This window comes from Nocardia sp. NPDC003999 (assembly GCF_053604885.1).
Genome location: NZ_JBSGIB010000012.1, coordinates 148,907 through 161,168 on the forward strand (window position 1 = coordinate 148,907; position 12,262 = coordinate 161,168).

The 12,262-nt window shown below is 70.2% G+C and carries 8 protein-coding genes; 5 read left to right on the plus strand and 3 right to left on the minus strand.

Annotated elements, in window-relative coordinates:
• Positions 1 to 66 precede the first annotated feature (66 nt).
• Positions 67 to 642: an FKBP-type peptidyl-prolyl cis-trans isomerase gene (locus tag ACWESM_RS23470; protein ID WP_355072237.1), complete on the minus strand. Its 576-nt coding sequence runs from the start codon at positions 640 to 642 to the stop codon at positions 67 to 69.
• 208 nt (positions 643 to 850) lie between these two features.
• On the opposite strand from ACWESM_RS23470, the gene ACWESM_RS23475 reads away from it, so the two are divergent.
• From ACWESM_RS23475 to ACWESM_RS23495, 5 genes are all read left to right on the plus strand, one after another.
• The gene (locus ACWESM_RS23475; protein WP_452493665.1) at positions 851 to 3,319 is read left to right on the plus strand and encodes a phosphoketolase family protein; all 2,469 of its coding nucleotides are present in this window, start codon (positions 851 to 853) and stop codon (positions 3,317 to 3,319) included.
• 38 nt (positions 3,320 to 3,357) lie between these two features.
• The gene (locus ACWESM_RS23480; RefSeq protein ID WP_364431903.1) at positions 3,358 to 3,978 is read left to right on the plus strand and encodes a TetR/AcrR family transcriptional regulator; all 621 of its coding nucleotides are present in this window, start codon (positions 3,358 to 3,360) and stop codon (positions 3,976 to 3,978) included.
• A gap of 181 nt (positions 3,979 to 4,159) precedes the next feature.
• The gene (locus ACWESM_RS23485) at positions 4,160 to 4,909 is read left to right on the plus strand and encodes a DUF6008 family protein (protein WP_364431900.1); all 750 of its coding nucleotides are present in this window, start codon (positions 4,160 to 4,162) and stop codon (positions 4,907 to 4,909) included.
• A 937-nt stretch (positions 4,910 to 5,846) separates the two neighbouring features.
• A complete protein-coding gene (locus tag ACWESM_RS23490; RefSeq protein WP_364431897.1) occupies positions 5,847 to 6,221 on the plus strand; it encodes a hypothetical protein in 375 nt (124 codons plus the stop codon).
• Between the two features lie 149 nt (positions 6,222 to 6,370).
• Complete coding sequence (locus ACWESM_RS23495; protein ID WP_355072227.1) at positions 6,371 to 6,913, plus strand: hypothetical protein; 543 nt, start codon at positions 6,371 to 6,373, stop codon at positions 6,911 to 6,913.
• 45 nt (positions 6,914 to 6,958) lie between these two features.
• Here ACWESM_RS23495 and ACWESM_RS23500 read toward each other — a convergent pair whose 3' ends face one another.
• Positions 6,959 to 9,511 carry an ATP-binding protein gene (locus ACWESM_RS23500; RefSeq protein ID WP_452493668.1) on the minus strand — a complete coding sequence of 851 codons (2,553 nt, stop codon included), beginning with the start codon at positions 9,509 to 9,511 and terminating at the stop codon, positions 6,959 to 6,961.
• 107 nt (positions 9,512 to 9,618) lie between these two features.
• Positions 9,619 to 12,147 carry an ATP-binding protein gene (locus tag ACWESM_RS23505; RefSeq protein ID WP_452493670.1) on the minus strand — a complete coding sequence of 843 codons (2,529 nt, stop codon included), beginning with the start codon at positions 12,145 to 12,147 and terminating at the stop codon, positions 9,619 to 9,621.
• Positions 12,148 to 12,262 lie beyond the last annotated feature (115 nt).

Genomic DNA, 12,262 nt, shown 5'->3' on the forward strand with positions numbered 1-12,262 from the left:
AGGTTAGTTGACCGGCCGAGCGGACCTGCATCCGGCGGTGCCCGGCGGGCGACGCGAGCGGCCGGGCTACTTCCCCACCGAGACCGCGTCGGTGACGAAGACCAGCGTCTCGTACGGGGCGATGCCACGCCCGCCCGCGCCGTAGCCCAGCTCCGGCGGCACGATCAGCAAGCGGCGCGCGCCCTCCTTGACGCCGACGAGTCCCTGATCCCAGCCGGGGATGACCTGTCCCCCGCCGAGGGTGAGCTGGAACGGCTTGCCGCGCTGGAACGAGCTGTCCAGCGTCTTCTTGTCCGACCAGGTGACCAGCGCGTAATTCATGGTCAGCTGCTGGCCGGGCGCGGCGCCGGGCCCGCTGCCCTCCTTCAGATCCTTGACGATCAGCTGCTTGGGCGGGTCGCAGTTGTCGGGGAGGGTGATCTTCGGCGCGGCGCCGAAATCTCCGGTGACGCGGATGTCGTCGGCGGTGCACTCGCGGCCCTTGCTCTGGGTAGCCGGGCGCTGCGCGGAAGGCCCAGCCGCCGCGGTGGTCCGCGTCGTGGAGACGGCGGGAGCGGACTCGTCGTCCGAGCCGCAGGCCGCCAGCACGATGGTGGTCGCGGCGACGGCGCCGATACCGATGATCCTGCCGAGAATGTGCATGCCGCGGACCCTAGACCACGAACGGGCCCCGGGTGGGACGAGCTTCCCGCGACACGCTCGGACCGCCGCGCGGCCCGCTGCGGCTAGGCTGGCGGTGAATTCTCCATCCGGCGTTGTCGATTCCGATCGGCAACCTTCGCAGGACCGCGACGGCGGCCGGTCGTGGCGCCGCCGTCCCCGATGCCATGAGCGTGAGGAGAGTCGGCACATGACCCACATGGCGAGTGCGGGTGGCGATACTTCGGCGGACAACGTCGGCAGCACCGGCGGCCGGACCGTCGCACCGCGTCCCTACCGGCTGGCGGACGTGCCGGGGCCACTGGCACGCGACGAGCTGGCGGCGATCGACGCGTGGTGGCGCGCCGCGAACTATCTCGCGGTCGGCCAGATCTACCTGACGGCTAATCCGCTGCTGCGCGAACCGCTGCGCGCCGAGCACGTCAAACCCAGGCTGCTCGGGCACTTCGGCACGGTGCCCGGCCTGAATCTCGTGTGGGTGCATGCCAATCGCGCGATCCGGCAACGCGGCCTGAACGCCGTCTTCGTCGCGGGCCCCGGGCACGGCGGTCCGGGCCCGAACGCGTGCGGCTGGCTGGAGGGGACGTACTCCGAGGTCTACAGCCACATTCCGCAGGACGCCGCGGGGATGGGCGCGCTGTTCCGCCAGTTCTCCTTTCCCGGCGGGGTGCCGAGTCACTGCGCACCGGAGACGCCGGGCTCCTTCCACGAGGGCGGCGAACTCGGCTATTCGCTGCTGCACGCGTTCGGCGCCGCCCTGGACAACCCCGATCTCACCGTGTTCTGCGTGGTCGGCGACGGCGAAGCGGAAACGGGTCCGCTGGCCACGAGCTGGCATGCGAACAAGTTCCTCAATCCGGCGCGCGACGGCGCGGTGCTGCCGATCCTGGCGCTGAACGAGTACAAGATCGCCAATCCGACCATCCTGGCGCGCATCCCGGAGCCGGAGTTGCTGTCGCTGCTGCGTGGCTACGGTTACGAGCCGATCGTCGTCGCCGGCGACGATCCCGCGGCCGTCCACCAGGCGATGGCCACGGCGGTGGACACGAGCATGGAACGCATCGGGCGGATCCAGGGCGCCGCACGCGACGGCGCCGATGGGGCACGGCCCAGCTGGCCGATGATCGTGCTGCGCACACCGAAGGGCTGGACCTGTCCGCCGGTGGTGGACGGCGACCAGGTCGAGGGCACCTTCCGCGCGCACCAGGTGCCGTTGCCGGGCGCGCGCACCGACGCGGACCACCGCGCGGTGCTGGAACAGTGGCTGCGTTCCTACCGTCCGGAGGAACTGTTCGACGACTACGGCAAGCCGGTGCCGGAGCTGACCGCTCAGGTACCCGTCGGCGAACGGCGGATGAGCGCCAACCCGGTCGCCAACGGCGGTACGCTGCTGCGCGATCTGTACCTGCCGGACTGGCGCGACTTCGGCGTCGAGGTCACCGCGCCGGGCGCGACCCGGCACGAGGCCACCAGGGTGCTCGGTGGCTGGCTGCGTGAGGTCACCAGGCACAATCCGGACAACTTCCTCACCTTCGCGCCGGACGAGCTGGCCAGCAACCGCTTGCAGGACATCCTCGAGGTCACCGGCCGCAACTGGCAGGCGGAGATCGACCGCCGCGACCAGAAACTCGACCGCGGCGGCCGGGTGATCGAGGTGCTGTCCGAACACATGTGCCAGGGACTGCTGGAGGGCTATCTACTGACCGGCAGGCACGGCGTGTTCACCTGCTACGAGGCGTTCATCCACATCGTGGACGCCATGTTCAACCAGCACGCCAAATGGCTCGACGCCAGTTCGGCGGTGCCGTGGCGGCGTCCGATCCCCAGCCTGAACTACCTGTTGTCCTCGCACGTGTGGCGCCAGGACCACAACGGCTTCACCCACCAGGACCCCGGATTCCTGGACGTGGTGCTGAACAAGAAGGCCTCGATCGTGCGGGTGTACCTGCCGCCGGACGCGAACACGCTGCTGTCCACCTACGACCACTGCCTGCGCTCCCGCCACTACGTGAACGTGGTGGTCGCGGGCAAGCAGCCGCAGGCCGACTGGTTGTCGGTGACCGAGGCCGCCGAGCACTGCGCACGCGGGATCGGGATCTGGCCGTGGGCGGGCCACGGCGACGAGGTGGGCACCATGCCGGACGTGGTGCTCGCCTGCGCGGGAGACATACCGACGCTGGAGACCCTCGCCGCGGCCGCGATCCTGCGCGAACGTCTGCCCGACCTGCGCGTCCGGGTGGTGAACGTAGTCGACCTGATGCGGCTGCAAACGCAGGACGAGCACCCGCACGGCCTGCCGGACAGTGAGTTCGACACGCTCTTCACCCAGGACCGGCCGGTGATCTTCGCTTTCCACGGCTATCCGTGGCTGATCCACCGGCTGACCTATCGGCGCACCAACCACGACGAACTGCACGTGCGCGGCTATCGGGAGCGCGGCACCACGACCACGCCGTTCGACATGGTGATGCTGAACGATCTGGACCGCTACCACTTGGTGATGGACGTGATCGATCGGGTGCCGTCCCTGCGCGAGCGGGCCGCGGGGCTGCGGCAAGAGATGGTCGACGCGCGGTGGACGGCCCGTGCGTGGACCAGGGAACACGGCGAGGACCTCCCCGAGGTCGCCGACTGGAACTGGCCTTACCAGCGGAACTGAGCCCCACGAACCCGGCGGCAGAAAGTACGATCGACCGTATGGAAAGTGGTCAGCGAACCGCCGAGATCACCGACAAGCGCCTGTTGCGCGGTGCGAAGACGCGTGCCACGGTGCTGCGGCATGCGGTCGACATCGCCTCGCTCGACGGATTGGACGGCCTGAGTTTCGGCAGGCTGGCCGAAGACACCGGTCTGAGCAAGGCCGGAATCCAGACCCTCTTCCGCACCAAGGAAGCACTCCAACTGGCCACCATCGATCACGCACGCGACCGCTTCGTGGAAGCGGTCGTCGAACCCGCACGGTCCGCGCCGCACGGCGTCGCCCGTCTGCGGGCCTTGGTGGAGCACTGGATGGTCTATGCCACGACGCCGCTGTTCGCGGGCGGATGCTTCCGCGTCGCGACCATGGCCGAGCACGACAGCAAGCCGGGCCCGGTGCGCGACGCCCTGCTCCGCGATCAGGGAGCGTGGGTTCGGCTGCTGGCGCGGGAGCTGCGCGCGGCGGCGTCCGCCGGTGAGATCCCTCAACTGGACGCCGATCTGGTCGCCTTCCAGATCGATGCGGTGCTCTGCGCGACGAATACCGCGCTGCGGATCGGTGATCCGGAGGCCGCCGACCGCGCCCACCGCATCGTCGAAGGCTTTCTGCGACCATCGTGAACTCGCGCTATACGCGTTGAGTATGACTCGAATCGAATTGTCGCAGGTACCAGGACATTCGGAAATCTCGGACACGAGCCCGCACGACCTTGTATCTTGCGAACAACGCGTTCCGCGCGTTTCCGAAGCAACTCCCCCCATCCGTCGCCGTTGCCGGAGGGCGCGCAGAAGGGCGGTTCCCATGAACCACACAGCCGAGGCGACCGGGTTCGAAATCCTAGGTGCGATCTTGATGGTGGCCTGGATGGTCGTCATGTGGGCGGCCGTCGGCGTGCTCGCCATCGCGATGCGCAAACCGTTGCGACCATGGATGTTCCGCACCGCGCTCGGTGTGATCGCGTTGGGCGTCATCGCCCAGATAGGTCACTTCCAGGAGCACGTGGCACAGGTCGGATACTGGATCCAGCACCCGAACTCACCGGCGTGGATGACGCCGTGGGGCACCGGCTTGGCCAAGGGATTCGGCCAGGTCAACCATATGAAGCCGTCGCTCGGGATGGAAATCTTGCACTTGGTCGGCAATTTCCACTTCCTCGCCGGACTGGTCGGTGTCGCACTGGTCACCCACCACGCCCTGGAGAGCAAGGCGCGCAAGTGGGGCCGCATGGGCGTACTGATGCAGGGCATCCACGGACTCGAGCATCTCGCGCTCACCCTGACGGTCGCCTTCGGCACCAAAGCGATCGGCCTGTCGACCTTCTTCGGCCTGCTCGACCCGGGAGCCGGTGCGTCGACCTACCGCATCTGGTGGCATTTCCTGGCCAACGTGATCGGCACGAGCATCTTCGCCATGGCGCTGTACTACCTGTGGCAGGAGCGCGCCGTGATCGAAGCCCCGTTCCGCGACCCCGCCGCCGCGAAGCCGAGCCGCGCGCCCGCGGCGGCCACGGGTTCAGGGGCCCCGGCATACGCGGCGGTCACCGAGGCCTGATCCAGCAACCCTAAAAGGGCGTCTGCCATCGCGGCAGGCGCCCTTTTCGTGTATGCGCGAAGGGCTTTCCGTCGCAGCCCGTTCATCAGCCCACAGCGGCGAACCGCGCGGCACTGCCGCTGCCCTTCATTCGCCCCCACATCCCGCGCGCATGCCGGCTCCACCTCCGCGGTCAGCACGGCCCTGGCGTGGTGAGTGCAACGAAGACACAGCCCCGTGCCCCGGCCGGTCGTGCTACCCACGTCACTTTCGGCGAGAGCGCCGCATCACTGCCGCGCCCCCTACCCGGCCCGCCGGAAGGCCGCACCGTCCCGAAAAAGCATCGCGTCGAGCAAGTTTCGCAAAGCCCCCGGGTTACAGGCGGTCCCCATCACCCCTGGTCAAGACGCCGACCCACGCCGGAAACTCCGCAATTCTTCCCAAGTATGGGAAAGCACTCGACAAGGCATCGACCCGTCGATTAATGTGACGTTATCCAACGGCACGATAGATAGGGACCCGCCGATCGGACCACACCGGGCCGATCTCCGATCCCGAGGTGGCGAGATGAACGGACGCGAACGATGACCGGCATCACGCCGCACCAGCGACGGACACAGACCTGGCTCGTCCGCCCGCTGATCGTGAGCGCGATAGCGGCCACGCCGGAAACCCCGGCGCCGGCCGAAGCGCTGGCCGGGCCCGACGCGATCGTCGCGGCACCGCGCCCCGCAGACCCGGGCCGCCACGGAGACGACAGGCCGGGCTCTTCCCATCCCGACAACCGGGACCGAGCCGACCGGCACCGGCCCGCGGACCAGACGTCCGCGACGGATGCCGCCCCGATCCCTTCCCCGCCCCCACCTCGCGCGGCAACCCCGACCATCGACGTTCGCCGCACCGCCGCCGCTCGAACCGTGTCGCCGCGCACGGCTCGAATTCCGAACGGAGACTTACGATGACCGCCACGACCAACTCCGCCGCACGGCGACTGCTCGCCTGTACCGCGATCGTCGGCATCCTCACCGCCGGCGCCGTCGGCATCGCGGGCGCCGAGTCGCACTCGGGCCCCTCCGACCCGCGCAACGGCACCGGCGACACCAACGGCTGGCACCAGATCGACCCGATGGGCTACAACCACCGCGACAACGACCCGCTCCGCGCGGACGAGCACGACGACGCCATCCGCGACTACCACCAGCGCCAGAGCACCCCTGCGCCGGCCGACACCACCACGGGCAACAATTCCGTCAGCCCCAGCTGGTCGCGCGTCGCCCGCCCGGACGGCAGCGGCTACACCGTCTGCCGCCCGCAGGCCCGCTGGTGCCAGTGATCGCCGGACCGGCTCACTCACTCGCACCCACAATCTTCCGCGACGTCCTTCTGGACTGATCGTACCGCTGTCTAGCGGCACATTACTTGAAGTATCACCAATCCCGGAAATCCACTCCGGCCGGGATAGCGCACGAAAGAGAAACACCAATGATCAACATTAACGGGCTTCGCCGGACGACCGCGTGTAACGACAAGCGCGGCACGGCACGGACGCTCACCCTGCTGGCGGCGGCAGCGGTGGCGGCGGGCGGCCTGAGCCTCGGCGCGGGCACCGCCGAGGCTCAGGGCGCTGCCTGCCTCTGGGCCGGTGGCGCCTACGGCCAGGGCACCACCGTCGTCGCGGGGGGCTCGACCTTCACCTGCGGCACCGATGGGGTCGGCGCGCCCTACTGGCACCGCGGACACAATGTGCGGCAGGCCAGCACCGTGCCCAACCCGGGCGCGTACACCCACCCAGCGGGCCTGTTCAGCCCCGGCGCCCGCCAGTACGGCACGGAATACAACGACTACTGCGTCGGAAGCCAGCTCATCGAGGGTTCCGAGGACGTCTACCAGGTCGTCTCGGACGGACGCGGCTCCGTGTGGTGGAAGGCCGCGGGATCGATCGACCAGTGGGCCTTCGATCCCGGCACCGGGCCGCAGCATTCCTGGCGGTCGTCGAGCCTGTGCTACGACGGCTCGCTGACCTGACGCCTGACCGACCTTCCTACCGGCACGCCCGTGACCGCCGCGCGGTTACGGGCGTGTTCGCGTTCGCGCGGGCCTTCGCTCCGATTCCAGCCGGATCCGCTCCTCGAGGTGATCCGGTACGTGCCAGCTGATGTCGGCCCTGGTAGCCGCCATCAGCTTTCTGCGTACGGTCGCCACCTGTGCATCGACCGTCCGGATCGAGCTGCCCCTGCGCGCGGCGATGGCGCTGTTGGCCCAGCCCGCGGCGGCCAGCACGGCGACCTCGCGTTCCGCGGGCGTCAACTCGTCCCAGCGCGAGGCCGTCGACCTGGCCTGCGACCGCCGCGCAGGCAGCAGCCGATCGGCGGGCAACCTGCCCAGCAGCAGTAATTGCAGTTCGTCGCGTTCGGGACGCAGGCGGGCGCCGCGCTGAACCGCCGCTTCGTGCGCCTCAGCGCCGAGGACCGCGGTGACCGCCGCGACCGCCTGAGCGGTGCCCCTGGCCACCAGGGTCACCCGGTCTGCGACGATGCCCATGGAGCGGTGCAGCGTAGCGATCCCGCCTTGCAGATGGGCGATCTCGGTGGCGGCGGCGATCGCTTCGGCGCTGTCGGTGTCCCCCGCCTCGATCCGGGCGGACAGCAGGTAGGTCAGCGCCATCATCATGAAATGCGCGACCCAGCCCGCCGTCCAGGTGTCCCCCGTGATCAGCAGGCGTTCCAGGGTGGACCGCCCGAGCGTGACCGCCTCTCGCGGATCGCCGTGCCGGGACACCGCGATCATCCAGGCCAGCTCCGCCCATGAGGTCGCCCAGCCCGCGTCGGAAGCGACGGCCCGGTCCAGATGCCTGCGCGCGGCCCCGAGCGCGACGTCCGCGTCACCGAGGTTCGCGTACGTGAGCGCCTCGAACAATTCGCTGCGCTGCTCTCCGGCCCGGTCGCCCAAGGTGGCGAATTTCCTGCGCGCCCTGGCCAGCACGTCCACCGCCCGGATGTCGAGATGGATCAGCAGCAGTTCGAGTCCCCAGGTGAACTCCACCGCGGCGGGCAGGCCGACATCGGTCGCCGTCGTCTCCCGCCAGCCGCGCCGAAGTTCCGCGTCGGACAGGCACTCCGCGGCGCATTCGTCCAACAACTGCGCGGTATAGGCGTGTCTGCCCTGCCAGATGGCGATCCAGCCCACCAGCGCGGTCGCGTTGATCCGCAGCCGGGTCGGCGGCGGCTCCACCTGCGCGGTGACTTCCAGCGCCTGTTCGGTCAGGCTGGTGATGGCGCGGTTGGACCCGGTGATGAACGGCACGCGCAACGCCATCAGCGTCGCGGCGGTCTCCAGCCCGACCACGGCCTCCTCCGGATCGGCGAGACTGGTCTCGACGGCGATGAGGATGTTGTCCCAGGCCGCCCGGGCCCAGGCGATCCACTCCTGCTCCCGCGGGCCGTACCAGGTGGCCGGGCCCGCCGCCACGCGGTCGCGATAGTGCCGCCGATGCCGGGCGAACAGCCGCGCCTCGTCCAGGTGATCGCCGCGGGCCGACAGCCGGTCGCGCACGAACACCCGAACGCTTTCCAACAGGTAGTAGCGCACCGTCGAGGTGGTGATACGGGCCGACAGCAGCGAGCGTTCCACCAGGCGCTCGAGCAGCCCCTCGATTCGCTCCGCGGGCAACGTCGCGTCCGCGCACACCGCGACGATCGCGTCCACGTCGGCCCCGCCGCACGGCGTCTCGTCGTCCTCGGCGTCGCAACCGGTGGCGAACACGGACAAGCGGTCCAGCAGCAACTGCTCCGACGCGGTACACAGGCCGTAGGACCAGGCGATCACGTCACGCACGCTGCGGTGCCGTTCGCCGATGCCGCCCCTGGCCCCGTGCGTCCACTGCAGGCGGCGATCGTCGGTGTCACCGGACAACTCGCGCAACAGGATCGCCGGTGGCCGGTGCAGCAGCCGCGCCGCAGCCAGGCGGATGAACAGCGGATTGTTGTCGACGTGCCCGCAGATGCGGGTGGCGATGGCGAGCTGGCCCGGATCCTCGGAGATCGGCCGCCCGGTGCGCTCGGCTCGCCGCCGGAACAGTTCGAGGGCGTGCACGCTGGACAGCGGGGGCACGGCCACCAGCTGCTCGTCGATCCAGCCGATCGGCTCCCGGCTGGTCGCGACGATGGTCAAGCCGGGGGCCGCCTGGAGCAGTCCGATGATCAGCGGGCCGACTCCGGCCAGCACGTGTTCGCAGTTGTCCAGCACCAGGATGGTCCGGTGCGTCTCGCCATCGGCGAGACCGTCGGCGAAGATCTCCACCAAGCCGTCCCAGGCGGAGCGGCCCGCGATGCCGTTCTTCGCGACGGACAGCAGCACCTCCTCGGCGACCGCCCCGGTCTCCGCGCCGGGCACCAGCCGGGCCAGGCGCGTCCAATACACCGGGTGCCGCGCCGCGCCGCGATAGCGCCGTACGGCTTCCACCGCCAACGTCGTCTTGCCGATGCCGCCGGGCCCGACCAGGGTGATCAACCGGGCGCTGGACGAGCTCAGCAGGGCTTCTATCCGCCGCAGTTCGGCATGCCTGCCCACGAACTCGACGGGCGCGGCGGGACTGTTGTCACCACCGCTGTTCACCTCCGACATGCCGACGCACCTACCGATCCAGACAATCACCGCTCGAGCAGCCTAATGGGCGCGGCCGGGGGAAGGGTTTCGCACGCCTCCGGCCCGGTCGCCGGGGAGGCAGTCGTCTATCGATCCCGGCTCCCCCCTCGACGGCGCCGGCTGGGCCGCCGCTCGGATTCGTAGCGCACCCGATCGGCGAGCTCGTCGGGGATGTGGGCCGCGATGTCGGCGCGCGAGGCGATCTCCAGCTTCTGCCGGATGGCGGCGACCTGCGCGTCGACCGTGCGGATGGAGCTGCGCCGCCGCCCGGCGATGGCGCTGTTGGGCCAGCCGGCCGCCGCGAAGACGGCGACATCGCGCTCGGCGTCCGACAGATCGTTCCAGCGGGAAGCGGGCCGCCGCGACACCGGCCGGGAGGCCGCCGGGCGATCCGGGCGCCGGGAGGCCGGGACCGGATCCGCGGTGGAACACCACAGTGCGTCCAGTTCGGGCCGCAGTCGCGTTCTGCGCTCGGCGGCGGCATAGGCCCGGTCGCCGAGCACCGCGCGGGCGGCCTCCGCCGCGCCGCGGAGTTCGGCGGCGATCAATGGAACGCGTTCGACGGAGATGCCCATCGAACGCTGCCGCGTCTTGAAACTGCCGACCAGATACGCGATCTCCGTCGCGGTGTCGGCGCACGCGGCACGATCGCGGCCCTCGGCGCGCTGCGCGAGCAGGACCTGGGCCAGCGCGACGATGTGCGCGCCCACCGCCCAGCTCGCCGTCCAAGTGTCCTGCTCACCGCGGTGCCGAGTGAGCACACCATGGGTCAGCGTCAGCGCCTCGGCGGCGGACCCGTGCTTGGCCAGCGCCACCGCGCGCGCGATCTCGGCCCAGGCTCGCGACAACGTCGAGCCCGACGATGCCGACCGCGCCAGGAACCGCGCGGTGTGCTCCAGCGCCTGCGTCCGGTCGCCGACGAGAGCGGCGCAGAACACCACGAACACGTCACTGCGCTCCGCGCCGATGCGATCGCCCTGTTCGGCGAACTTGTGGCGGGCCCGGGTGAGGATGGTGATCGCGCGCCGGTCGCCGCGCACGAGCATCAGTTCGAGGCCCCACATCCACTCGACCGGCGCGGGCAGCCCGAAATCTGTGTCGGTGTATCGCGGGCCCGCATCCGACGGCAGGGCCGCGCGGTCGGCGAGCAGTCGCGGGATGTGATCGGTCCGCCCCTGCCACAGCGAGTTCCAGCCGAGCAGAGCGGTGGCCAGGTCGGCGAGCCCGGAGGTGCCGGGGCCGGAGCCGCGGGTGGCCTCCAGCGCGCGTTCGGTCAACCGGGTCAGCGCGCCGGCGCCGGACTTGACGTACGGCACCTTCATCGAGAGCAGGACGGTGGCGATCTCGAGGGCGACCACGGCTTCGGCCGGGTCCGCCAACCCGGATTCGATGCCGAGCACGATGTCGTTCCACGCCGACCGCGCCCATGCCAGCCAGGTCTGATCCTGCGGACCGAGCCAGAGGGCCTGTCCGGCGACCACCTTGTCCCGCAGATACCGGCGGTGCCGTCCGGCGAGCCGGTCGAGCTCGGCGCGGCCCCGGCGGCACAGCCGCTCCCTGGCGAACACCCGGACGCTGCCCACCAGGTACCAGCTGACCGTGGTCGCGGTGAGGTGCGCGGACAACAGCGACTGTTCGGTGAGCCGCTCCAGCAGATGTTCGATCTCACCGGCGGGCAGGTCGTCATCGGCGCATACCGCGATCGCGGCGTCGAGGTCGATGCCCCCGCGCAGCGACTCGTCGTCGGTCTCGTATCCGGCGGCGAAGACCGACAGCCGCTCGAGCAGCAACTGCTCGGAGGCCCCGCACAGCGCGAACGACCACGCGATCACGTCGTAGACGCCGCGGTGGCGCCGCTCGGCGCCCGCACGTGCTCCGTGGGTCCAGTGCAACCGCTTGTCATCCGCGTCGCCGGTGAGTTCGTGCAGCACCATGATCGGCGGTTGATGCCGCAGGCGCGCCGCGGCAAGTCGGATGAACAGCGGGTTGTGGTCGACCCGGCGGCAGATCCGCGCGGCAACGGCCGTCGCCTCGCGCTCGTCCGGGATCGCGCGTCCGATGAGTTCGGCCCGCTGCCGGAACAATTCGAGCGACTGCCGCGGCGACAGCGGCGGTACGGGCAGGATGTACTCGTCGGCCCAGCCGATCGGTTCGCGGCTGGTGGCCAGGATGGTCAGTCCCGGTGTGCCTTCCAGCAACTCGGCGATCATCGCCGCCACCGCGCCGAGCAGGTGTTCGCAGTTGTCCAGAACTAGCACGGCGCGCTCGGTGCGACGGTCTCCGCTGGTGAAGGTGCGCACCAGCGCGTCGCGGGCCGGCGGCGAACCGGCATCGGCGCACACGGCCGACTGCATCACGTCCTGCGCGGTGGCGGTGCTGTCGGCCTCCAGCCCGGCCAATCGCGCCCAGTACACCGGCCTGCCCCGCACGCGGGCGCCACGGCGCAGGGCCTCCGCGGCTAATCGGGTTTTGCCGATCCCGCCCGGGCCGACCAGGGTGATCAGGCGGGCGCCGCCGTCCAGCAGCGTGCCCAGCCGGTCCAATTCCGTTTCCCGGCCGACGAATTCACTGGTGGATGCAGGCAGCACGTCGCCACGTGCCTGAACCAGGGACATAAAACGAAAGTTAGCCGACGACGCGGCAAAGCGCTCGACAATCAGAGGTTACGTCGACGGTGAAGCCGTCCGCTCGCGCGGTCGCCGGTCCGGTACGCGCTTCCCGCGCCGGTTC